The organism is Enterobacter sp. SENG-6 (genome assembly GCF_001605945.1).
Classification (GTDB): Bacteria; Pseudomonadota; Gammaproteobacteria; order Enterobacterales; family Enterobacteriaceae; genus Enterobacter; species Enterobacter cloacae.
This window is the reverse complement of record NZ_LOMM01000033.1, coordinates 104,053-127,908: the sequence shown is the minus strand read 5'-3', so window position 1 is coordinate 127,908 and position 23,856 is coordinate 104,053. Positions and strand designations below refer to the sequence as shown.

The following is a 23,856-nucleotide window of genomic DNA, read 5'->3' as shown; positions in this document are numbered from 1 at the left end:
CCCGGTGGCGCTGCGCTTACCGGGGCTACGAAATCAAAAACTACGGACGCGACTCTTCCGCTTCCGGGAGCGTAACGTTCAGCTCCAGAATCGAAATATCCCCGTCTTTTTGCTCCAGCTGCACGGTGACCATCTCCGGGTCAATCTGCACATATTTGCAGATCACTTCCAGGATGTCCTTGCGTAGCTGCGGCAGGTAGTGAGGCTCGGCGTCGCTACGACGACGCTCCGCAACGATGATTTGCAGTCGTTCTTTTGCGATGTTGGCGGTGTTCTTTTTCCGCGAGAGAAAAAAGTCCAGTAATGCCATAACTTATCCTCCGAACAGGCGTTTGAGGAAACCTTTCTTCTCTTCTTCAATGAAGCGGAAAGGACGTTCTTCTCCCAGCAGACGGTCAACCGTATCCGCATACGCTTTACCGGCATCTGCTGTTGTATCAAGGATCACTGGCTCGCCCTGGTTAGAGGCGCGCAGCACGGACTGGTCTTCCGGGATAACGCCCACCAGTTTAATGCGCAGGATCTCCAGCACGTCTTCCATGCTCAGCATGTCACCTTTGTTTACGCGGCCCGGGTTATAGCGGGTCAGCAGCAGGTGCTCTTTAATCGGGTCTTCGCCATTTTCCGCACGGCGGGATTTGGATGCGAGGATCCCGAGAATGCGGTCAGAGTCACGGACGGATGACACTTCAGGGTTCGTGGTGATGATCGCTTCATCAGCGAAATAGAGCGCCATCAGGGCACCGGTTTCGATACCGGCAGGGGAGTCACAGACAATGAAGTCGAACTCCATTTTTTTCAGCTCATCGAGCACCTTTTCAACCCCTTCGCGGGTCAGGGCGTCTTTGTCACGCGTCTGAGAGGCCGGGAGGATATAAAGGTTCTCGGTGCGCTTGTCTTTAATCAGCGCCTGGTTAAGGGTGGCATCGCCCTGAATCACGTTTACGAAGTCATACACGACGCGACGTTCACAACCCATAATCAGGTCGAGGTTACGCAGACCGATATCGAAATCGATAACGACGGTTTTCTTTCCCTTCTGGGCCAAACCAGTAGCGATGGCCGCGCTGGAGGTGGTCTTGCCAACGCCTCCTTTACCCGAAGTAACAACAATAATGCGTGCCATAGAAATTCCTTGTTAAAAAGGGATCAATTCAACGGTTGAACGGTCAACGCGTCGTCTGCCAGTCGCAGACGAGCCGCTTTGCCATAAAATTCGGCTGGGATCTTGTCGCTCAGCCAATATTCACCTGCGATGGACACCAGTTCCGCAGTCAGGTGAGTACAAAATATTTGTGCGTCCCGATCGCCACTCGCCCCAGCGAGTGCACGCCCACGCATCATACCGTAAACGTGAATATTGCCATCTGCAATCAGCTCAGCGCCAGCGCTGACGTGGCTTGTAACAATTAGATCACAGTTTGGTGCATAAATGCGCTGTCCGGAACGAACCGGCACATCAATCATTCGCGTTTTTGTGAGGGCGGTAACGTTTTGTACCGCAGGTGGGGGCGTTTCAACGGCAACGGGGGCCGCACGTGGGGCTTTTTCTTTGCCTTCGTTCAGAAGAGGCAGTCCCGCACGGTCGATTTCCGCTTTCAGCTCAGTATCTTTACAGCCGCTGATGCCCACAATGCGCAGACCGGTAGAGGAGACGGCCTGCTGGAGTTGTTTCCAGTTAACCGGGGATTCCAGACCGCTGACATTGATAACAACAGGGGCGTGTTTCAGAAAGGCGGGAGCCTGAGCGATTTTGTCTTCTAACGCCTGACGAATAACCTCGGGTTTTGCATCATGCAAATGTACCACTGATAAGGTGAAGCTACTGCCTTTAAGCTCGATGGGCGTGTTTGACATCCTGGCCTTACTCAATTTGCTATTAACCGCAACCACTCGCTGCGATATTCCGAAGAGTATCAGGCATGTTATAGTCAGGAGTATATTGAGGCAAGCAACCACCTATGAATTCAGAGTAAAAACATGTTTTGTGTGATCTACAGAAGTACAAGCCGCGACCAGACCTATCTTTATGTCGAAAAGAAAGACGATTTTTCCCGCGTGCCAGAAGAATTAATGAAGAGCTTTGGCCGACCTCAGCTGGCGATGCTGCTGCCGCTCGACGGTCGTAAGAAACTGGTTAACGCCGATCTGGAAAAAGTTAAAACGGCCTTAACGGAGCAAGGCTATTATTTACAGCTTCCGCCACCTCCCGAGAATTTATTAAAACAGCATCTTGAGGCGACCGGTAAAAAATAGCCTCACCTGTTTTCGGGCATAACACATCAACCGTTTAGGGGTCGACCATGTATCAACATCATAACTGGCAAGGTGCATTACTGGATTATCCCGTCAGCAAAGTGGTTTGCGTGGGCAGCAATTATGCCAAACACATTCAGGAGATGGGCAGCGCGACGCCAGAAGAGCCGGTGCTGTTCATTAAGCCGGAAACCGCGCTTTGCGATATCCGCCAGCCGCTGGCACTGCCGCAGGGACTGGGTTCAGTGCATCATGAAGTGGAGCTGGCGGTGCTGATTGGCGCGACGCTACGCCAGGCCTCCGAAGAGCATGTGCAAAAAGCTATCGCCGGTTACGGCGTGGCGCTGGATCTGACGCTGCGTGAGGTACAGGGAAAGCTGAAGAAAGCAGGGCAGCCGTGGGAAAAAGCCAAAGGCTTTGATAATGCCTGCCCGATCTCGGGTTTTGTTCCGGTCGGCGAATTTACCGGCGATCCACAGAACACGTCCCTCAGCCTGAAAGTGAACGGTGAGATCCGCCAGCAGGGCACCACGGCAGATATGATCCATAAGATCGTGCCGCTGATTGCCTATATGAGCCGCTTCTTTACCCTTAAGCCGGGGGATGTGATCCTGACCGGTACGCCAGAAGGTGTCGGCCCTCTTAACGGTGGAGACGAACTGGAAGTGAGCTTTAACGGCCTGTCACTGAAAACCCGCGTGCTGTAAACGCATTTTGCCGCCCCTCAGGGCGGCAAAACTTGCATCAACGTGCCAGACTCGTTATAAGGTGCGCTTTCTTTTGACGTGTGGACATCCTGATGAACGACATCCCTTTCTGGCAGCGCAAAACTCTCGACGAAATGACAGACGTGGAGTGGGAGTCGTTATGTGACGGCTGCGGGCAGTGCTGCCTGCATAAGCTCATGGATGAAGACACTGATGAAATCTATTTCACCAACGTTGCCTGTAAGCAGTTAAACATCAAAACCTGCCAGTGCCGCAACTACGAGCGCCGCTTCGAGTTCGAGCCGGACTGCATTAAGCTCACCCGTGAGAACCTGCCGACGTTTGAATGGCTGCCGCATACCTGTGCGTATCGCCTGCTGGCGGAGGGGAAGGATCTGCCGACATGGCACCCCTTGCTGACCGGCTCTAAAGCGGCCATGCACGGCGAGCGTATCTCTGTGCGTCACATCGCGGTGAAAGAGTCCGAGGTGCGGGACTGGGAAGACCACATTATGAATCACCCGACCCGGTGATAAATAAAAACCCGCCGAGGCGGGTTTTTATTGGGGTGCGGCCTGATGCCCTCACCCCAATCCTCTCCCACGGGAGAGGGCGCAAAAACTAAAAACGGCAACTATCGTTGCCGTTTTGCTTTTACCTTCCGAACAGATCGCGCTTCTTCGGCTTAAACGGCTGAGCAATCAGCACCAGCAGCGCCACGACGAAGTAGGCCACAAAAATGCCCACCAGCCACTGCGGCATCTCCAGCGACAGGAATTCCCACTGACGTACAGAGCAGTCACCGGAGGCGACAAACACCTGCGGCAGCCATTTATCCAGCGGCAACCAGCTCGGGAAGCGGGCAGCGAAATCACAGGTCATGAACGGCGACGGGTGCAGCTGCATCATGGTGTGCTGCCAGGAAAGCTCAATCCCTTTCCAGGCGCTGTACAGCCAGACCGCGATAGCGACGTAACGGAGCGGTGTTTTAGGTGCAATCGCACCCAACAGACCCGCGCCCATGACGCCAAACAGCGCGCAGCGCTCGTAGATACAGAGCACGCAGGGTTTGAGTCCCATCACATGCTGGAACCACAGCGCGACCATTTCCAGCGCAAAGGCGGTCAGGGCCATTAACAACCATGCTCCGCGACCGCGGGAGCACTGGTTTAAAAATCTCAACATAATCATTTCCCTGGAACATGCTTAGAAAGCGCAGTGTAAACGAATTTTAATGCGCCGCAAGTATACCCGCTTGTATCAGCCATTGCGTACAGGGAATGAGGGTAATTTTGACGCAAAGCAATCCCACAATGGTGAGCACCAGCGTATAGGGCAGCGCCATCCAGACCATCTTTCCATAAGAAAGACGTATGAGTGGCGCGAGGGTCGAGGTCAGCAGGAACAGGAACGCGGCCTGTCCGTTTGGCGTCGCCACCGACGGCAGATTGGTGCCGGTATTAATGGCAACCGCCAGCAGCTCGAACTGCCCGGCGTTGATAATGCCTTCTTCCATCGCCGCTTTGGCTTCATTGATGTAGACCGTGCCGACAAAAACGTTATCGGAGATGGACGACAGCAGGCCGTTGAACAGATAGAAGAGCGACAGCTGCGCGTCGGGCGCCGCCTGCAGTACAAAAGTAATAATCGGGGCGAACAGGTGTTGGTCGATAATCACCGCCACCACCGCAAAGAAGACCGCCAGCAGCGCGGTAAACGGCAGGGCTTCGGTAAAGGCTTTACCGATAGCATGTTCATCCGTTACCCCGCTAAAGGTCGTCGCAAGAATAATAACCGAGAGACCAATCAGCCCGACTTCGGCAAGATGGAAAGCCAGCGCGACGATAAGCCAGAGACCGATGATCCCCTGCGCAATCAGACGCAGCGTCTCCTGGCGCGTGCGCTGCGTACGGTTCTGCTCGTCAAATTTATGCAGCTCTTTGCGAACTGGCTCAGGCAACTGCGCACCGTAGCCGAAAACGTTGAATTTCTCGACCAGGATACAGGTCGCTAACCCGCAGACGAACACGGGCAGGCTGACCGGGGCCATGCGCAGGAAAAACTCGCCAAAATGCCACTCAGCCGCTTTGGCGATGATCAGGTTTTGCGGTTCACCAACCATGGTCATCACGCCACCTAATGCGGTACCGACGCCCGCGTGCATCATCAGGCTGCGCAGAAACGCGCGGAACTGTTCCAGCACCTCACGGTTATGCGCCTCGACGTGGCTGTCGTCCTGCAAATCCTCGCCCGGACGGGACGATGCCACGCGGTGATAAATGCCGTAAAACCCGACGGCAACGCTGATGACCACCGCCACGACGGTTAGCGCATCCAGGAAGGCCGAAAGGAATGCGGCAGCAAGGCAGAACGCCAGCGACAGCATCGTTTTAGACGGAATGCTGAGCAACAGGCGGGTGAAGATAAACAGCAGCAGCTGTTTCATAAAGTAGATACCGGCCACCATGAAGATCAGCAGCAGAAGCACTTCCAGGTTGGATGCCAGCTCGGCTTTGACATGCTCTGCGCTCGTCATACCGATAACCACGGCTTCAAAAGCCAGCAAACCACCCGGCAGCAGGGGATAACATTTCAGCGCCATGGCCAGGGTGAAGATAAACTCCGCCACCAGCAGCCACCCGGCGACGAACGGAGCGATACTAAAAATAATGGGATTAACAACCAGGAAAACCAGAAGTATCAGTTTGTACCAGTCAGGAGACTGGCCTAAAAAATTGCGCCACAGCGCGCGCCCAAAAGAAATTTCCACAACAGACGTCCTTCCCCGTCAGGTAAAACAAAACATCAGTATACGCAAAAAACGCGGGGCAGAGGCGGATAAGCGTGTATTGTAAATTTCACGAAAATAAAACAGCGATCCCTCTTTTCTCTCTTTCACGCGCTACCTGCCACTGCATGCCTCTGGTATGATGAGTGCAATTTGCAAAAGCTGTGTAATGGAAATCTCACTATGGTCATTAAGGCGCAGAGCCCGGCGGGTTTCGCGGAAGAGTACATCATTGAAAGCATCTGGAATAATCGCTTCCCTGCGGGATCCATTCTTCCGGCTGAACGCGAACTCTCTGAACTGATTGGCGTCACTCGCACCACGCTGCGTGAAGTGCTCCAGCGACTGGCACGCGATGGCTGGTTGACGATCCAGCACGGTAAGCCAACGAAAGTAAACAACTTCTGGGAAACTTCCGGGCTGAACATTCTTGAAACGCTGGCGCGCCTCGATCACGAAAGCGTGCCACAGCTGATTGATAATCTGCTCTCGGTGCGTACCAACATTGCGACAATCTTTATTCGTACCGCTTTTCGTCAGCATCCGGAAGACGCGCTGCAGGTGCTTGCCAGCGCGAACGAAGTGGAAGATCACGCGGATGCCTTTGCCACGCTCGATTACAACGTTTTCCGCGGACTGGCGTTTGCCTCCGGTAACCCGGTGTACGGTCTGATCCTGAACGGCATGAAAGGGCTGTATACCCGTATCGGTCGCCACTACTTTGCCAACCCTGAGGCGCGCAGCCTGGCGCTGGGCTTCTACCATAAGCTCAGCAAGCTCTGTACTGAAGGCCTGCACGATCAGGTGTATGAAACGGTGCGCCGCTACGGCCACGATTCCGGTGAAATCTGGCACCGGATGCAGAAAACACTGCCGGGTGATTTAGCCATTCAGGGCCGCTGAAATAAAAAACCTCTCAAGTGAGAGGTTTTTTTTCGCCCGGTGGCGCTTCGCTTACCGGGCCTACAAAACCCGGCAAAAACCATTACAACGTATTCAACCGCGCCGGGCAACGTTCCAGCAGCTCCACGCTGCCATCTTCATTCTGCTGCTCCAGCAGCACATCAAAGCCCCACAGGCGATGCACATGCTTCAGCACCTCTTTGCGTCCTTTATCCAGCGGCGCCCGGTTGTGCGGAATATAGCGCAGCGTCAGGGAGCGATCGCCGCGTAAATCCACGTTCCATACCTGAATGTTGGGTTCAAGGTTGCTCAGGTTGTACTGGGAGGAGAGGCGAGAGCGGATCTCTCGGTAACCTTCCTCGTTATGGATCGCCGAAATCTCCAGGTAGTTATTGCGGTCGTCATCCAGCACGGTGAAGAAGCGGAAATCACGCATGATCTTCGGCGACATAAACTGGCTGATGAAGCTCTCATCCTTAAAGTCACGCATCGCGAAATGCAGCGTTTCCAGCCAGTCAGAGCCGGCGATATCCGGGAACCAGTATTTATCTTCTTCCGTTGGCGACTGGCAGATGCGTTTAATGTCCTGGAACATCGCAAAGCCGAGCGCGTACGGGTTAATGCCGCTATACCACGGGCTGTTGTAAGGCGGCTGGAACACCACGTTTGTATGGCTGTGCAGGAACTCCATCATGAACCGCTCGGTGACTTTCCCTTCATCGTACAGATGGTTAAGGATGGTGTAATGCCAGAAGGTGGCCCAGCCTTCGTTCATCACCTGGGTCTGTTTCTGCGGATAGAAATACTGGCTGACCTTACGCACGATGCGCAGGATCTCACGCTGCCACGGCTCCAGCAGCGGCGCGTTTTTCTCCATAAAATAGAGCAGGTTTTCCTGCGGCTCAGACGGGTAGCGACGCGCTTCGGCAACCGCTTTCTCTTCTTCACGTTTCGGCAGGGTGCGCCACAGCATATTCACCTGGCTTTGCAGATACTCTTCGCGGCTTTTCTGCCGCGCTTTCTCCTCCTGAAGGGAGATTTTCTGTGGACGTTTGTAGCGATCAACGCCGTAGTTCATCAGCGCGTGACAGGAGTCGAGCAGTTTCTCCACTTCGTCCACGCCGTAGCGCTCTTCGCAGTCGGTAATGTACTTACGCGCGAAGATCAGGTAATCGACAATCGAGCTGGCATCCGTCCAGCTGCGGAACAGGTAGTTATTCTTGAAGAACGAGTTATGCCCGTAGCAGGCATGCGCCATCACCAGCGCCTGCATGGTAATGGTGTTCTCTTCCATCAGGTAGGCGATACACGGATTGGAGTTGATCACGATCTCATACGCCAGCCCCTGCTGGCCGTGCTTATATAAGCGCTCCGTTTCAATGAATTTTTTACCAAACGACCAGTGCGGATAATTGATCGGCATCCCGACGCTGGAGTAGGCGTCCATCATCTGCTCGGACGTAATGACTTCAATCTGATGGGGATAGGTATCCAGACGATACAGTTTTGCCACCCGGTCGATTTCGGCGAGATAGACATCCAGCAACTCGAAGGTCCAGTCGGGTCCATCGCTCAGACGTGTGCTGTCCTTATTCAGGGAATCAATAGTAGCCATTAGCGCGCCCTCGTTGTGGGAGCTCTCTCTGTCTGGAGAGCCTCCTGATAAGCATAGATCACCGTGTTAAAAAGCGTGCTGGAGCAGAAATTTTTTCTTTGCGATTTCCCGTTTTTGATGCGGCAAAAAAAGCGGTCTTCACAGAATTTTATACTGGTTAAAAATAACGCGCAGCAGGAGATCCCAAATTCGCCTCATCCCCTGATGCTGGGGGATGTGTGAGGTAAGTCACCATAAAAAAGTCGTATGTTGAATAATATTTTCAACTAGGTTATCAATCTGTAATTAGAAGATTGTTCTTTTGCACATATGGAGTGGCTATGCGTGTTGTCATACTGGGAAGTGGTGTCGTTGGCGTAACCAGCGCCTGGTATTTAAGTCAGGCGGGACATGACGTGACCGTTATCGATCGTGAGTCAGGGCCTGCGCTGGAAACCAGTGCGGCGAACGCCGGACAGATCTCTCCGGGCTATGCCGCGCCGTGGGCGGCACCCGGCGTTCCGCTGAAGGCAATTAAGTGGATGTTCCAGCGCCATGCGCCGCTGGCCATCAGCCTCGACGGCACCCAGTTCCAGCTGAAGTGGATGTGGCAGATGCTGCGCAACTGCGACACCCGGCACTATATGGAAAACAAAGGTCGGATGGTGCGTCTGGCGGAATACAGCCGTGACTGCCTGAAAGCACTGCGCGCCTCCACCGGTATTGAGTACGAAGGTCGCCAGGGCGGCACGCTGCAACTGTTCCGCACGGCGCAACAGTATGAAAACGCCACCCGTGATATTGCCGTGCTGGAAGATGCGGGCGTACCGTATCAACTGCTCGAAGCCAGCCAGCTTGGGCAGGTTGAACCGGCGCTGGCAGAAGTGTCGCACAAGCTGACGGGCGGCCTGCGTTTGCCGAATGATGAAACCGGTGACTGCCAGCTGTTTACGCAGCGTCTCGCGCAGATGTGCGAGCAGGCGGGGGTGAAATTCCGCTTTAATACCGCGGTCGACAAACTGCTGTCTGAAGGCGGCAGTATCTACGGCGTGAAGTGTGGCGATGAAGTCATTAAAGCGGATGCCTACGTCATGGCGTTTGGCTCCTATTCCACCGCGATGCTGAAGGGCATTCTCGACATTCCGGTTTACCCGCTGAAGGGCTACTCCCTGACCATTCCGGTAAAAGAGGACAGCGGGGCGCCAGTTTCCACCATTCTGGATGAAACCTACAAAATCGCCATTACCCGCTTTGATAACCGCATCCGCGTTGGCGGGATGGCGGAGATTGTCGGCTTTAACACCGAGCTGCTGAAGCCGCGCCGTGAAACTCTGGAGATGGTGGTTGGCGACCTGTTCCCGCGTGGCGGTTTTGTCGAGCAGGCAACCTTCTGGACCGGGCTGCGTCCAATGACGCCAGACGGCACGCCAATTGTTGGCCGTACGCCGTTCAAAAACCTGTGGACCAATACCGGCCACGGTACGCTTGGCTGGACAATGGCCTGCGGCTCAGGCCAGCTGCTTAGCGATTTGATATCCGGGCGCACGCCGGCAATTCCGTTTGACGATTTAAGTGCCGCACGCTATCAATCGGGGTTTACCCCTTCGCGTCCACAGCACCTGCACGGCGCGCATAACTAAGGAGTTGTCATGTCCCGTCCTGTTCTGGCTCAGCTCGATTTGCAGGCCCTGAAGGATAACCTGCAAATTGTTCGCCGGGCGGCGCCAGGTTCACGCGTCTGGTCGGTGGTGAAAGCCAATGCCTACGGCCACGGTATCGATCGTATCTGGAGTGCGCTCAGCGCCACCGACGGTTTTGCGTTACTGAATCTGGAAGAGGCCATTCTGCTGCGCGAGCGCGGCTGGAAAGGGCCCATTCTGTTGCTTGAGGGGTTCTTCCACGCCGACGATCTGCCGCTGCTGGATAAGTACCGGCTGACCACCAGCGTTCACAGCAACTGGCAAATTAAAGCGATTCAGGATGCAAAACTGCATGCGCCGCTGGATATTTATCTCAAGGTGAACAGCGGTATGAACCGCCTGGGCTTCCAGCCTGAGCGGGTCCATACGGTATGGCAACAGTTGCGCGCCCTGAAGAACGTGGGCGAAATGACGCTGATGGCGCATTTTGCCGATGCGGAAAAACCGGACGGCATTGCCGATGCGATGGTACGCATTGAGCAGGCGGCAGAAGGACTGGATTGCCCACGTTCGCTCTCCAACTCAGCGGCCACGCTGTGGCATCCTGAGGCGCATTATAACTGGGTGCGTCCTGGCATTGTCCTTTATGGCGCCTCTCCCTCAGGCCAGTGGCAGGATATCGCCAACAGTGGCCTTAAGCCGGTGATGACCCTGCGCAGCGAAATCATCGGTGTGCAGACGCTGAAGGCCGGCGACACGGTGGGCTACGGCAGCCGTTACCGGGCGACGGGCGAGCAACGGATTGGTATTGTGGCGGGTGGTTATGCTGACGGCTACCCGCGTATCGCGCCGAGCGGCACGCCAGTCTGGGTAGACGGGGTGCGTACGGGAACGGTGGGCACCGTCTCCATGGATATGCTGGCCGTTGATCTCACGCCATGTCCGCAGGCGGGCATTGGTTCCCCGGTCGAGCTGTGGGGTAACGAAGTCAAAATTGATGACGTGGCTGCCGCGGCGGGGACGGTAGGGTATGAACTGATGTGCGCGCTAGCCCCAAGAGTGCCGGTTGTGACGGTGTAACGTGTCTGTGTGCCGGGTAAGCGTTAGCGCCACCCGGCAAAAAACCACTACTCCACGTCCTCTTCCATCGGCCGCAAACCGACTTTCCGCACTGCGTTATCTTCTTTCTCTGCTACGGTCCAGATCATCCCGGCAAACTCCACCTGGTCACCCACAACCGGGGCCGCACCAAGGCGCTGCTGGATGATTTCGCCCAGCGTTTGCTGGTTATCGTCGCCTTCAGCACCTTCATCCAGCCCATAAATCAGGGCCACGTCCGCAAACCTGGCGCTGGCTTCCAGAATAAAATCGCCGAAGAAACGCTGATCCAGCGCCACCGGAGGCGACTGGCTGAACAGTTTACCCAGGGCGGGCAGGTCCCGCTCGCGGCCAATCACACACAGAATATCGCCTTCGCGTAGCCGGGTGCTGCCGGTAGGGTGCAGCAGGACATTATCGCGGAACAGGGCGGCAATTCGCGTTTCCGCAGGCATGTGCAAATCGCGCAGCGATGCCCCCACGCACCATTTATCGGCGCTGAGCTGGTAAACAAACTGTTCCCACGGGTTTTCCGGGTGAATATCCAGCCCCACGCGAGACACCGGCCAGCCCACGGGAGGAACCACCACTTTGGCTTTTTTCGCCGCCCACCCGAGCGAGGTTCCCTGGAACAGCAGCGAGATCAGCACCACGAAGAAGGCGACATTAAAGAACAGCCGTGCGTTGTCCAGCCCGGCCATCATCGGGAAGACGGCCAGGATAATCGGCACCGCGCCGCGCAGCCCCACCCAGCTGATAAAGACGCGTTCGCGCAGGTTGAAGCCGCGAAACGGCAGCAGACCGGCAAACACCGACAGGGGACGGGCGAAGAAGATCATCCATGCCGATAAAATCAGTGCCGGAACGGCAATCGGCAGCAGGTCTGACGGCGTCACCAGCAGACCCAGCACCAGGAACATCCCGATTTGCGCCAGCCAGGCCAGTCCGTCGAAGTTCTGCAAAATGGCGTGACGGTTACGAATAGGGCGATTGCCCAGCAGGAAACCGCAGAGATAAACCGCGAGGATCCCACTGCCGTTCAGCGCAGTGGTGACGGCAAAAATCAGAATGCCGCCGCTCAGGGCAAGCAGCGGGTAGAGCCCCGAAGGCAGCGATATCCGGTTGATCGTCTGCTGAAGCAGGTAACCCCCGGCCAGGCCGAGCGCAATCCCCAGGCCGAACTGCTGCAGGATATGCAGGACAAACATCCAGCTTAAGCCTGTTTCATGCTGCTGGATCATCTCTATCAGCGTGATGGTGAGAAATACCGCCATCGGATCGTTACTGCCGGATTCAATCTCAAGCGTGGACCCGACGCGTTCGTTCAACCCTTTGCCCCCCAGCAGGGAAAACACCGCCGCCGCGTCGGTTGAGCCGACAATCGCGCCAATCAGTAAACCTTCCATCAGATCGAGATGGAACAGCCACGCCGCCATCATGCCGGTCAGACCGGAGGTAATTAACACCCCGACCGTCGCCAGCGACAGGGCAGGCCCCAGCGCCACGCGAAATGAGCTCGCCTGGGTGCGCATCCCGCCGTCGAGCAGGATCACCGCCAGCGCAAGGTTACTGATCATGTAAGCGAAAGGGTAGTTATCGAAAGGAATACCGCCGATACCATCGACACCCGCCAGCATGCCGATGGCAAGGAAAATAACAAGAATAGGTATGCCGAGACGCGATGAAAATGAACTTAATAAAATACTACAGGTTACGAGCACAGAACCCAGAATGAAAAGACTGATTATCGCTGTGGCATCCAATGTTGTCTTACTCCCACCTCAATGTTAATGCTGTTACTAAAACCCTAACATATTAACGACGGAAACAGCGGTTTATTGAGGGGGATTAACGGCTTTTTTATGCCTTTAAGACCGGATGACCCCCAATCGTTAACCGACTGCCCGTTTCATCATGCTTCAGGATGGCCTGCGCGCCTAACGCCAGGGTGACGGTTTGCTGCTCGTGGCCGAAGTCCAGCCCGGTAATAACAGGAATATCAAGGCGTGAGCGGATGAAATCGACCATCGTTTCCAGCGAGTATCCTGCGTCATAGTCATTCGGTGCGGCACCGGTAAAACTGCCAAGAATAACCGCGGATTGACGTTCCAGAATACCGGCGTAATACAGCTGCAATAACATGCGCTCGACGCGGAACGGATGTTCATTGATATCTTCCAGCACCAGAATGCCGCCGTCAATTTGCGGCAGCCATGGCGTTCCAATGAGCGACACCAGCATTGCCAGATTTCCGCCCCAGAGTTGTCCTTCACACGACCAGTGCGGCCCGTTGCCCTGCCACACAACGCTGTAGGTCGGGTTTTTCAGGGCGCGCCAGAAGTGTTCCACCGTAAATGGGTCAAGCTCGGGTGCCCCGAAATTACCGGCCAGCATCGGGCCGCTGAAGGTCACCACGTTATGCAGCGCGAGTAGCCCGAGCTGGATTACGGTAAAGTCGCTGTGGCCGCAGATAAGCAGCGGATCCTGCTGCTGACGCTTTGCCAGCCCTTGCCAGTCAATACTCTCCAGCAACCGGCTCGCACCATAGCCGCCGCGCACCGCCAGCACGATATTGTTCTCACCCTGCAGGTTCACCAGGCTGTTGATATCATTCAGCCTTTGCGCTTCCGTACCGGCAAAACGCTGCTGGCGGCGGGGGATAATTGTCTGATTTTCTACCGGGTAACCGAGTTCCAGTAAGCGCTCAACGCCCCGCTGTGCCGCCTCCTGGTTGATGCAGTACCCGGACGGCGCGATAAGATGAAACTGAGACATGGCAATTCCTTGCTGAATGAGAATCTAATTGTCTATATCATGCCGCTTATACGTTGCCTGCTTCAAGGGCGATGACCGGCTATAAGGATAGATGACGTGAAATTGAGATGGTTTGCTTTTTTGATTGTGTTGCTGGCTGGCTGTAGTTCAAAACATGACTATCAAAACCCGGCATGGAACCCGGAAGTGCCTGTAAAACGGGCCATGCAGTGGATGCCGATCAGTGAACAGGCAGGCAAGGCCTGGGGCGTCAGCCCGCGACTGATCACGGCGATCATTGCCGTGGAATCCGGCGGTAACCCAACGCTTGTCAGCAAATCTAACGCCGTGGGGCTGATGCAGCTTAAGGCCTCAACCGCAGGGAGAGAGGTCTACCGCTATATGGGCTGGCGTGGTCAGCCGTCAACCAGCGAGCTGAAAAACCCGGAACGCAACATCTCCATGGGCACGGCCTATTTGAGCATTCTGGAACACGGCGTGCTGAAGGGAATCGAGGATCCTGAAGTGATGCAGTATGCGCTGGTGGTCTCTTACGTGAACGGCGCGGGTGCGCTGCTCAGGACGTTCTCATCGGACCGTAAAGAGGCGATAGAAGAGATCAACGACATGGACAAAGACGAGTTCTTTGAACATGTGGTGAAAAATCATCCGGCACCACAGGCTCCGCGTTATATCTGGAAAGTTCAGAAAGCAATGGATGCCATGTAAAGCCGTTGTCGGGCGGCCTGTGTGCTGCCCGGCTCCTGTCACAACACTTTATTCGCCCGCTCCCGCGCCTCTCGCTCCAGAGAATAGATAATCCGCTGCAGTTCACGCTCTGCGCCCGGCCCGACGTTCAGGAAGCGGAAGCTCAGACGCGGTGTGACGATCGTTTCATTTTTGCTGTCGACCACCTTACGCTCGCTGATGGCGATCAGCTGCGCATCAAAGTAAAAACGCCCCCAGCCTCCCATATCCAGTTCGATTTGGGTAAATCGCATGCCTTCTACCAGTCCGTCAGGCTTTGGCGTATCCATCAGCGCACCCATGCCGCCCAGGGATAGGTCAAAAAGGCGAAAGCGGATCTCTTTTTTGTCCGGCATTTTGGCCTTACCAAAATAGGCAGGGTGAAGCGGGGCACTGATACGAAAATATTCACGGCGCTGAACAAACCAGAGGTTGGCCGGCAGCGGGGTGACAAATGCCGGAAGACCACCGTATTCGCTCAACTCCAGGCGCGGCAGGACAAATTCCACTTTTGCGCCGTGCGTTTCTGCCATCACCGAGATTTTCTCCGCCCGCAGCGCGGCGCGGTTTTCATGCTCCTGGCTGCCCAGGTCGATGACCAGCCTCTCTGCAGAAGCATCCAGGATCTTGCTGATGAACTGATTGTTTGACCAGCTGATGCGCAGCGGCACCTCGCCTTTTTGCAGGTCGCGCAATACCCCTAATACAGCCAGCGGATTTTGCTTCAGGAACTGCTCACTGTAATTACTCACGCCGGATGGCTCCTTGATAAATGACAGACTGTCTCTGCGTTATCGGCAGCGTGAAACGAAACTTAATACAAACCGGTGAGTTTTTTTCGCAGCACAGAGAAGTTAAGTCGGTGAGATGAAATCGGTTTTACCGTGATGACCTATACTTACGTTACCTGCGCGGAGGGTTTTCTGCGCATGCGTTAAACCTGCAAGAGGGCATCGCTATGGGTATTATCGCGTGGATCATCTTTGGTCTTATTGCCGGGGCTATCGCTAAACTCATCATGCCGGGAAATGATGGCGGCGGCTTTATATTGACCTGTGTTCTTGGGGTTGTTGGTGCGGTTGTCGGCGGCTGGCTGGCGACCATGTTTGGCTTTGGGGGCGACATCAGTGGATTCGACCTGCACAGTTTCCTTGTGGCTGTGGTGGGCGCCATTGTTGTCCTGGGCATATTCAGGTTGCTCCGACGGGCATAGATGACACAAAACGGCTCTCGCGACAGGGCCGTTTTTTTTGTCGTGATATTGATTTGCTAATCGAAATGATAATAATTGTCGTTCCTAGTTACATATAATCACAAGACGACATTATGAACACCTCACGTTTTGCAGTATGCGCGTTGGCAGGAGCTGTGACGCTGGCATTACAGGCACAGGCATTTGCTGAAGAATCCACCATTCTTGTCACCGGTTCTGAGCAGGGTAGCGTTCTCCCCGCATGGACAAACAGCGCAACCAAATCGGCCGTTGCCGAAAGTAAAACGCCGCAGGTGATCGATACCGTCTCTGCGCAGCAGATCGCGCAACGCCATGCCAACTCCGTGAACGAAATCCTGCGCTATGTTCCGGGCGTTTCGACAGAGCTGCGTGGCAATACCACCTACATGAGCGAATATAAAATCCGTGGTTTTTCCGTTGACCAGGAGTTCTACAACGGACTGCAACTGCCGTATAACGTCACCGGAAATACCAAAGCGCGCATCGATCCACTGCTGATTGAAAGCGTTGATATCCTCAAAGGGCCATCTTCTGTGCTCTACGGCGGTGGCTCCCCGGGGGGGCTGGTGAATATTCAGGGTAAAAAGCCACAAAAAACCGCCCATACCGAGTTGGGTTTCAACACCGGCAATCGCAATCTGAAGGAGGGTTATCTCGACTCGACCGGACAAATTGCCGACAGCGACTGGAACTACCGCCTGCTGGGCAAAGCCACGGAAAATGACGATCAGCCCCATACCACGCGCTATGAAAATTATCTGGTTGCCCCGTCCGTGACCTGGGAGCCGGACAGCAAAACGCGTCTTACGGTTGATGCACTGGCGCAAAACTCCCCGAGCCTGTCTCCATCCAACCCGTTGCCGCTTGCTTATCTGCGCTCGAAATATGCCGACCGCCGGGATTATGCCGGGGATGAGTGGAGCGGTTTCAAACAGCGTCAGTGGATGCTGGGCTACAGCTTTGAACATGAGTTTGACAGTGGCTGGGGCTTTAACCAGAAGGCACGGTACTTTGATGTCGACACCCACCAGCGCAGCGTTTATGCCACGGGGACGGGGAGCGCGGTCTACCAGCTTAACCGGTTTGCTTACACCACGGATGAAGATCTGAAGAGCTTCAACATCGATAACCAGGTAACCAAAACCGTGGCGCTGGGAGAGTGGAAACACCACCTGTTGGCCGGGTTTGACTATCAAAAGATGGACTCTCACTTCTACTACCGTTATGCCTCAACAACGCCTGGCATCGATATGCGAAATCCTGACTATTCGCAGATCAATGAACGCGATCTCGGGTTGTATACGGGGCAGAAAAATCGTCTGAGCTATCAGCAAAACGGCTATTACCTGCAGGATCAGGTGGAGTTTGGCGGTTTAAATCTGCTGGCCAGCCTGCGTTATGACGATTACCGCTCGGTAACCACCAATTATATGCAGAATGGCGACAAGGCGTGGGTCTCGCAGGACCGCGTGACCAAACGCCTGGGCGCGCTTTACGCGTTTGAGAATGGGCTGTCACCGTTCATCAGCTACTCCGAAGGGTTTGCCCCGGTGTCGCCGCAGGGTACGCTCACGGCTAAAAACGTGAAGCCAACCACCAGCAAGCAGGTGGAAGGCGGGGTAAAATACCTGCTGGCGGATTACGCCACAACCTTTACCGCCTCGGTATTTAATATCCGTCAGAAAAATGTCGTCACCTCCGATCCAGGGTTCCTGAATTACAGCCAGACCGGAGAAGTGGAATCTAAAGGGGCTGAGCTCTCAATCGTCAGCCGCCCAGCGGATAACGTGACCCTGATTGCCAACTATGCCTACACCCATCTGATCAATACCGAAGATGACAAATACCAGGGCAAACGGCCAACGCAGGTGCCGGAGAACGCGTTCAACCTGTGGGGGGATTACACCTTTGACAACACGCCGCTGAGAGGGCTGATGCTGGGGGCAGGGGCGCGCTACACCGGTCCAATGGAAATTTCACCGAACAACGATGCGGGCAAACTGGGCGGCACCATGCAGTACGATCTGGCGGCCTCCTATCGTATGGGGGAAATCCTGCCGTCGCTGGAGGGATTGACGCTGAAAGCCAGCGCGCAAAACATCACCAACAAAGAGACGCTGACCTGCTACGACGCGACAAACTGCTGGATTGGGCGTGACCGGACGTATCAGTTGGGGGCGAGCTACAGCTTCTGATTACTGTTTCCCTCTCCCGCAGGGAATGCAGGCCGGGTAGGCGTTAGCGCCCCCCGGCATTGTTCGCCTACTGCGCCGTACTTTTCACCGGCGCAGCCTCATCATTCGCCGCAGGCTGATTCTGCGGCACGCTGTCACACGGTTTCTCTTTCGGACAGACCAGATCCAGCATCTTCAGCGTCACGCCGTTGCTCCAGCCGAATCCATCCTGTAGCGGATACTCACCGCCGCCGCCGCCCGTACCGGTGGAGGAGACATCATATTTCTCCACCAGTTTCTGCTCGCGATCGTAGGTATGCTGAACATTTTTCAGGAAGCGCCAGGTGACATCCATCGCAACCTTGTCCTGTCCATAATTCTGCAATCCTTCCGTGGCTACCCACTGCAGTGGCGCCCAGCCATTGGGGGCGTCCCACTGCTGGCCGCTGTTCACGGTGGTGGTGGTGATGCCGCCCGGTTTCAGCAGACGTGAGGACGTCGCTGCAGCCACTTTATCCGCGCGATCCTGTGCCGCGGCCTTCACATACAGCGGGAAGAGCGCTGCAGCCGTGAGCTGATTACGCACCTTCTTACTCTTCAGGTCGTAATCCGCATACCATCCCTCTTTATCGTTCCACAGATACTTCTCCATCGCCTTCTGGCGCGCCGTGGCCAGGGCTTCATATTTGCTCGCGCTGGCGGCATCGCCGCTCTCCTGGCTTGCCCGGGCGAGCAGTTTTTCCATCTTGAACATCAGGGCGTTCAGATCCACCGGCACAATACTGGTGGTGCGGATGGTGCCCAGCTTTTGCGGATCGTCCATCCAGCGGGAACTGAAGTCCCAGCCTGAGGCCGCCGCAGAGCGCAAATCGCGGTAGATTTCGGTTGCCGGGCGGTTAGGGTTGCTTTTGGCGGTAGTGATATCGTCAAGCCACGACTCCGGACGCGGCGTGTCGCGGTCATCCCAGTAGCGGTTAAGCAGTGAGCCATCCTCCAGCTTCACCACGCGTTTGTTGGCCTCTCCGGCCTGCAGCGCATCTGCGCCCTCCATCCAGTAGGCGTACTCCTTTTCCATTTGCGGACGGTATTTCTTCAGCGCCTCGCTGTCGTGCGTGGCCAGCAGTTCCACCATCAGCGAGAAAAATGGCGGCTGGGAGCGGCTCAGATAGTAACTGCGGTTGCCGTTCGGAATGTGCCCCCATGTATCCAGCTCGTAGGCAAAGTTGTCCACCATATCGCTGATTTTGTCCCAGTGGCCGCTTTCCGCCAGCCCTAACATGGTGAAATAGCTGTCCCAGTAGTAGACCTCGCGGAAACGCCCGCCCGGCACAACGTAGGATTTTGGTAAGGGCAGGAGTGAATCCCATTTGTTACTGGCTTTATCGGTGGTACGCGTCAGCACAGGCCACAGCCCGTCAATATGCTCACGCAGGCTCTGCCCCGCAGGAGGAACATATTTTTCCCCTTCCGCGGGAAGCGTGAAGTTCATATCAACAAAATGGCGTAAATCAAACCCGGACTGACGACGCTGCATGCGGTAGTCGGCCAGGATCGTCAGGGGATCGCTTTTCGGTACGGCATCGGCAAAGGTTTTTTGATCGGGGAAGAGTTTGGCGCTCTGGACATCGTTGAAAAGAGGGCCGAGCAAGATATCCGGTGAATTTGTCTGGCCAGAGTTCATCTCTTCCGCGTTGCCTGTCGCGGCAACCGCGAGCAGCGCACTGCCCAGAACCAGAGGTAAGAGGCGAGGGCGCAGCTTTTGAGGTGTTATCATCGGTGCTTCTCCTTATTTCGCTGAGCAGCGGTCACGCTGTAATCATTCACCAGAAAACCTTAGTCGAATATTCCGCGCTTCGCGTGTCGAACATCGCACTTTGCACAAATCCAGACAATTTACCGTTGCGTTTAATGCCCCGGTGGCGCGGCTGAAATATTGATATTGTGAATGGCTGAAGGCGAGAAAATAAATTGCGATCCGTTACGCATAATTTTCCGGATAAAGGCTTTCTTTTATTTATCCCGATCACATAAAGCAAAAAACATAACTTCATGGTGAAAAAACATAATGGATCGCCTCGTTGCGCTCAGGCGAAATTATTGCCAAAGCAGAAACCGGTTTCATCAATAAGGAGTAACGTGATGTCAGTGAGTGAAAAAATTCCGGTCCGGGAAAAAATAGGCTACAGCCTTGGAGATGCCGCGAGTCATATTGTTTTTGACTCCTCGGTCGCCATTCTGGCGTATTACTATACGGATATTTATGGCTTACCCCCGGCCGTAATGGGAACCATGTTTCTTTTGGTCCGCTTATTAGATGCCATTACCGACCCCGTTATGGGAGCGATTGCCGATGCAACATCCACTCGCTGGGGACGTTTTCGCCCCTGGCTGCTGGCGATATGCGTTCCTTTTGCGGTGAGTTGCGTGCTGGTATATTCCATACCTGATTTTACTGAAACCGGGAAAATTTATTATGCCGTTGGCGCGTATATATTTATGACCCTGATGTATACAGCCATAAATATCCCGTATTGTTCTTTGGGGGCGGCGCTGACGTCCGATCCGCGTGAAAACCTCTCGTTGCAGTCCTGGCGCTTTGCCATTACGCCAATTGGCGGGGCGCTCGGCACCGCGCTGATTCTGCCCCTGGCGGACTATCTCTACCCCGGCGACAGGGCGACCGGCATTCAGGTGGCGATGGCGCTTTTTGGCGCAATCGGCTGCGTGATGTTTATCATTTGTTTTGTTACCACCAAAGAGCGTGTCCAGCCGATCAAAGAGGAAAATCTGAACATCGCCCGGGACGTTAAAATTCTCTTTCGTAACGATCAGTGGCGCATTCTCTCGATCTACAACTTTATGATGCTGGTGGCGGTGGTGATCCGCGGTGGTGCAGTGGTCTATTACGTGAACACTGTTCTCAACAAGGGGGCTGACGTCATCTCGTTCTTTATGCTGGGCGGGATGCTGGCCTCGATGTTTGGTTCGGTTCTGGCGCAGCCGTTCGGGACCCGTTTTTGCAAGGTTAAACTCTCGTTCTGGATCAATATTCTCAACGCTGCGTTAGGCGTGGCCTGCTTCTGGCTGCCGCTGGAGTTCTGGGTCATTCCACTGATTGCCCATGTGCTCATTCAGATTGTCCAGGGCGGTAACGGCGCGTTGCAGTGGTCAATGATCACTGACGCAAATAATTACGGTGAATGGAAAACCCAACGTCGTATTACAGGTATGAATGTTGCGGCCAATATTTTCGTGATTAAGTTGGGTGTCGCCGTCGGTGGTGCCATTCTGGGTTGGGTGCTGGCCTGGTTTAATTACCAGTCGAACAGTACCGTACAGTCAGAATCCGCCATTCAGGGTGTTATTTTATTGTTCACGTTAATCCCATCACTCTTTTATTTACTCACCGCATTCTCGATCAAATTTTATAAATTAACTGAAAACGTCATGAATGGCGTGGTGAGTGATTTAAACAAAGGCGAATTCGCTAACTCTTAATAGTTGAAGCAGTAAGCCGATAATTCATTTGAATTATCGGTGAGGTTCTCTGTGTCCGTCAGGAAATAATGATTAACTCACGAGGATGGAGTCGATGAAAGTGAAATACCTTGCACTGCTCGTCAGTGCGTTTTGTTCTACCGCAGCAATGGCAGCAAATGATACCCAACGTCTGGAAGATAAACTGGCGCAACTGGAGGCGCGCCTCGAAAAGGCCGAAACAAGGGCAGCAAAGGCAGAAGCACAAATTCAGGTTCTGGAGCAACAGCAGCATACCGTGGTAGCTGCAAATCCTGTGGTGGTTGAATCCACAGAGCCTGCGACAGCGCAAACGGCACCTAAGCTTACGTTATCCGGCTACGGTGATATTAAATTTTATGGTGACGTTGAATTTAATATGGATGCGGCCAGCAAGACCGGCAGTTTAACGTCCATGAAAACGACAGCCAATAAAGACTGGGCACCCGGTAACCATGAACGCTGGGATATTAACGGGCGTTTGCTGCTGGGGTTTGACGGCTATAAGCGAATGGAAAACGGCAATTTTGCCGGTTTCTCCGTACAGCCGCTGGCGGACTTAACGGGCAAAATGAACCTGGATGACGCGGTCTTCTTCTTTGGCACAGAAAACGACTGGAAGGTAAAAGTTGGCCGCTTTGAAGCCTATGATATGTTCCCGCTTAACCAGGATACCTTCGTTGAATATTCCGGCAACACCGCTAACGATCTCTACGGCGATGGTTACGGCTATATCTATATGATGAAAGAGGGGCGGGGGCGTAGCGACAGCGGCGGTAACTTCCTGCTGAGTAAAACCCTGGGCAACTGGTATCTCGAGGTTAACACGCTGCTGGAAGACGGCAGCTCGCTGTTTGTTGACCAGCAGTATCATGGCATGGACCTGGATAACGATAAAAACGTCGCCTACGTCCGTCCGGTGATTGCCTGGCAGGAAGGAAACTTCTCGACCGCCATCGCGATGGAGAGCAACCTCGTCAACAATGCCTACGGCTACCACGATGCGTCCGGAAGTTGGGTCGACCAGTCTGACCGCACCGGCTATGGCTTTACCATGACCTGGAACGGGCAAAAAACCGATCCGGATGACGGTATCGTGGCGAACCTGAATACCGCCTACATGGATGCTACCGACGAGACGGATTTCACCGCGGGCGTGAATGCCTTATGGCACAATGTTGAGCTGGGCTATATCTACGCGCATAACCAGATCGATAATTTCAACACCGCCAACTTTAATGCGGACTGTGATGGTGACTGTTGGGTGACCGATCCCGGTGATTATGATATTCACACCATTCATGCGTCGTACCTGATCCCGAACGTCATGAAGATGAAGAATTTCAATATCTATCTTGGCGCGTATGCCTCCTGGGTTGAAGCACATCCGAATGATGGCGATGGCCGTAACGACGATCGCTACGGCGGGCGCGTGCGCTTCAAATACTACTTCTGATGCCCTGCGCCAGTCAGGCCTCTTCCGGGGTCTGGCTGGTCTCCCGCAGCGTGCCCGGCGCATGGCCGATAATTCGCTTGAACGCCCGGCTAAACGCCGCAAGGGATCCGTACCCCAGGCGCAGCGCGACCGTTTCAATAGGCAGATTTTCATGGCGAATGTACTGAATGGCCAGGCGCATCCTCAATTCGCTGAGGTATTTCGCCGGGGTGGTGCCCGTCGCGGCGAGAAAACGTTCCGCAAACACCGAGCGGGAGGTGCCAGCCTCTTTTGCCAGATCCGCCACGCTCCAGTTCAGACCCGGCTGCTGGTGCATGGCGTAAATGGCCCGGCTCAGACGCGGGTCACGCAGTACCTGCACCCAGCCGGTGGCTTTTCCGCAGCCTCCTTCAACCCAGCCCCGCACGATTAGCGCCGCCACCACGTCCGCCAGCCGCGCGAGGATCCCGGCGAATCCGGCCTGACGCGTCATGGATTCGCGTTCCATCGCCGCCAGCAGCGGGTGGATCTCCGGCCAGGTGGACATCAACCGGCTCACCATCATTACTTCCGGCATCGCTTTAATTAGCGGCTGCATTCCGCCCAGTTCAAAGTCCATGCATCCGCTGAAAATCACGGTGTTCTCGCTGTCCGGGCAGGGTTCGCAGGTGATGGCGCAGACCGAGCCGCAGATAGGCTCGCTGGGAAACGCGCTAACCGGCGTAATGGTTGCTTTCTCGTCAGACAGCAGGGCGTGCGCATTACCGTTCGGAATAAAAAGGGCATCGCCGCCGCTTAAGGTGAACGTTGCGCCACTCTCCATACGCAGCAGGGCGCTGCCGCGGCTGACAAAATGAAACTGTGCTTTGCCCGGCGCCTGGTGGAACGCCACGCCGAAAGGCGCGCTGGCTTCAATGCGGCGGTATTTCACGCCCGACAGGCGCATTCCGCGCAACAGCTCGCTAATCAGATCGGGGGACTGAGCGGTCATGGCAAAACTCCGGACGAAT

General features: G+C 54.9%; 22 protein-coding genes. 11 read left to right on the top strand and 11 right to left on the bottom strand.

Translation table 11 applies throughout. The annotated features are described in order from the left end of the window. Positions 1-40: 40 nt before the first annotated feature. Genes minE through minC form a run of 3 tightly spaced genes read right to left on the bottom strand, consistent with a single transcriptional unit; the run spans position 41 to position 1,857 of the window. Entirely contained in the window at positions 41-310 is a 270-nt protein-coding gene (gene minE, locus AX755_RS16350; RefSeq protein ID WP_008500504.1) for a cell division topological specificity factor MinE, read from the bottom strand. A gap of 3 nt (positions 311-313) precedes the next feature. After that, positions 314-1,126 carry a septum site-determining protein MinD gene (gene minD / locus AX755_RS16345; RefSeq protein ID WP_013096144.1) on the bottom strand — a complete coding sequence of 271 codons (813 nt, stop codon included), beginning with the start codon at positions 1,124-1,126 and terminating at the stop codon, positions 314-316. A gap of 23 nt (positions 1,127-1,149) precedes the next feature. Beyond that, entirely contained in the window at positions 1,150-1,857 is a 708-nt protein-coding gene (gene minC / locus AX755_RS16340; protein ID WP_020690845.1) for a septum site-determining protein MinC, read from the bottom strand. A 123-nt stretch (positions 1,858-1,980) separates the two neighbouring features. Here minC and AX755_RS16335 point away from each other — a divergent pair, with 123 nt between their 5' ends. The 3 genes from AX755_RS16335 (at position 1,981) to AX755_RS16325 (ending at position 3,496) form a co-directional block, all read left to right on the top strand. Beyond that, complete coding sequence (locus AX755_RS16335) at positions 1,981-2,256, top strand: YcgL domain-containing protein (protein ID WP_013096146.1); 276 nt, start codon at positions 1,981-1,983, stop codon at positions 2,254-2,256. 47 nt (positions 2,257-2,303) lie between these two features. Further along, positions 2,304-2,963: a fumarylacetoacetate hydrolase family protein gene (locus AX755_RS16330; RefSeq protein ID WP_029882294.1), complete on the top strand. Its 660-nt coding sequence runs from the start codon at positions 2,304-2,306 to the stop codon at positions 2,961-2,963. Positions 2,964-3,055: 92 nt separating this feature from the next. Beyond that, positions 3,056-3,496: a YcgN family cysteine cluster protein gene (locus tag AX755_RS16325; protein ID WP_014832353.1), complete on the top strand. Its 441-nt coding sequence runs from the start codon at positions 3,056-3,058 to the stop codon at positions 3,494-3,496. Positions 3,497-3,617: 121 nt separating this feature from the next. Here AX755_RS16325 and dsbB read toward each other — a convergent pair whose 3' ends face one another. Next, complete coding sequence (gene dsbB, locus AX755_RS16320; RefSeq protein ID WP_028028084.1) at positions 3,618-4,148, bottom strand: disulfide bond formation protein DsbB; 531 nt, start codon at positions 4,146-4,148, stop codon at positions 3,618-3,620. Between the two features lie 46 nt (positions 4,149-4,194). After that, a complete protein-coding gene (gene nhaB / locus AX755_RS16315; protein ID WP_062857092.1) occupies positions 4,195-5,733 on the bottom strand; it encodes a Na(+)/H(+) antiporter NhaB in 1,539 nt (512 codons plus the stop codon). 201 nt (positions 5,734-5,934) lie between these two features. Between nhaB and fadR the strand changes: the two genes are divergently transcribed. Beyond that, positions 5,935-6,654 carry a fatty acid metabolism transcriptional regulator FadR gene (gene fadR, locus AX755_RS16310; RefSeq protein ID WP_013096152.1) on the top strand — a complete coding sequence of 240 codons (720 nt, stop codon included), beginning with the start codon at positions 5,935-5,937 and terminating at the stop codon, positions 6,652-6,654. A gap of 82 nt (positions 6,655-6,736) precedes the next feature. Here the strand turns inward: fadR and AX755_RS16305 are convergent, their stop codons facing one another. After that, complete coding sequence (locus tag AX755_RS16305; protein WP_013096153.1) at positions 6,737-8,269, bottom strand: SpoVR family protein; 1,533 nt, start codon at positions 8,267-8,269, stop codon at positions 6,737-6,739. Between the two features lie 320 nt (positions 8,270-8,589). On the opposite strand from AX755_RS16305, the gene AX755_RS16295 reads away from it, so the two are divergent. Both AX755_RS16295 and dadX read left to right on the top strand, forming a co-directional pair. Continuing rightward, positions 8,590-9,888 carry a D-amino acid dehydrogenase gene (locus AX755_RS16295; protein WP_014832348.1) on the top strand — a complete coding sequence of 433 codons (1,299 nt, stop codon included), beginning with the start codon at positions 8,590-8,592 and terminating at the stop codon, positions 9,886-9,888. Positions 9,889-9,897: 9 nt separating this feature from the next. Beyond that, positions 9,898-10,968: a catabolic alanine racemase DadX gene (gene dadX, locus AX755_RS16290; protein WP_013096156.1), complete on the top strand. Its 1,071-nt coding sequence runs from the start codon at positions 9,898-9,900 to the stop codon at positions 10,966-10,968. Between the two features lie 47 nt (positions 10,969-11,015). On the opposite strand, the gene AX755_RS16285 is transcribed toward dadX, so the two are convergent. Next, on the bottom strand, positions 11,016-12,749 hold the full coding sequence (locus tag AX755_RS16285; protein WP_013096157.1) for a potassium/proton antiporter: 1,734 nt from the start codon (positions 12,747-12,749) through the stop codon (positions 11,016-11,018). Between the two features lie 97 nt (positions 12,750-12,846). Further along, a complete protein-coding gene (gene ldcA, locus AX755_RS16280) occupies positions 12,847-13,761 on the bottom strand; it encodes a muramoyltetrapeptide carboxypeptidase (protein ID WP_062857091.1) in 915 nt (304 codons plus the stop codon). Between the two features lie 96 nt (positions 13,762-13,857). Between ldcA and emtA the strand changes: the two genes are divergently transcribed. Then, positions 13,858-14,469, top strand: coding sequence for a membrane-bound lytic murein transglycosylase EmtA (gene emtA, locus AX755_RS16275; protein ID WP_023621731.1), 612 nt, complete (start codon positions 13,858-13,860; stop codon positions 14,467-14,469). A 38-nt stretch (positions 14,470-14,507) separates the two neighbouring features. Here the strand turns inward: emtA and ycgR are convergent, their stop codons facing one another. Beyond that, the gene (ycgR, locus tag AX755_RS16270; RefSeq protein WP_023621730.1) at positions 14,508-15,239 is read right to left on the bottom strand and encodes a flagellar brake protein YcgR; all 732 of its coding nucleotides are present in this window, start codon (positions 15,237-15,239) and stop codon (positions 14,508-14,510) included. A 206-nt stretch (positions 15,240-15,445) separates the two neighbouring features. Here ycgR and AX755_RS16265 point away from each other — a divergent pair, with 206 nt between their 5' ends. Next, entirely contained in the window at positions 15,446-15,700 is a 255-nt protein-coding gene (locus tag AX755_RS16265) for a GlsB/YeaQ/YmgE family stress response membrane protein (RefSeq protein WP_013096161.1), read from the top strand. Positions 15,701-15,813: 113 nt separating this feature from the next. Next, positions 15,814-17,916, top strand: coding sequence for a TonB-dependent siderophore receptor (locus AX755_RS16260; RefSeq protein ID WP_062857090.1), 2,103 nt, complete (start codon positions 15,814-15,816; stop codon positions 17,914-17,916). Positions 17,917-17,983: 67 nt separating this feature from the next. On the opposite strand, the gene AX755_RS16255 is transcribed toward AX755_RS16260, so the two are convergent. Continuing rightward, entirely contained in the window at positions 17,984-19,669 is a 1,686-nt protein-coding gene (locus AX755_RS16255; RefSeq protein ID WP_040020044.1) for an alpha,alpha-trehalase, read from the bottom strand. 365 nt (positions 19,670-20,034) lie between these two features. On the opposite strand from AX755_RS16255, the gene AX755_RS16250 reads away from it, so the two are divergent. Both AX755_RS16250 and AX755_RS16245 read left to right on the top strand, forming a co-directional pair. Further along, positions 20,035-21,393, top strand: a complete 1,359-nt coding sequence (locus AX755_RS16250; RefSeq protein ID WP_038984676.1) for a glycoside-pentoside-hexuronide (GPH):cation symporter — start codon at positions 20,035-20,037, stop codon at positions 21,391-21,393. A 94-nt stretch (positions 21,394-21,487) separates the two neighbouring features. Continuing rightward, positions 21,488-22,867: a carbohydrate porin gene (locus AX755_RS16245; protein ID WP_062857089.1), complete on the top strand. Its 1,380-nt coding sequence runs from the start codon at positions 21,488-21,490 to the stop codon at positions 22,865-22,867. Positions 22,868-22,880: 13 nt separating this feature from the next. Here the strand turns inward: AX755_RS16245 and AX755_RS16240 are convergent, their stop codons facing one another. Then, positions 22,881-23,837 (bottom strand): AraC family transcriptional regulator, encoded by a 957-nt coding sequence (locus AX755_RS16240; RefSeq protein WP_062857088.1) that lies wholly within the window; start codon positions 23,835-23,837, stop codon positions 22,881-22,883. Positions 23,838-23,856 lie beyond the last annotated feature (19 nt).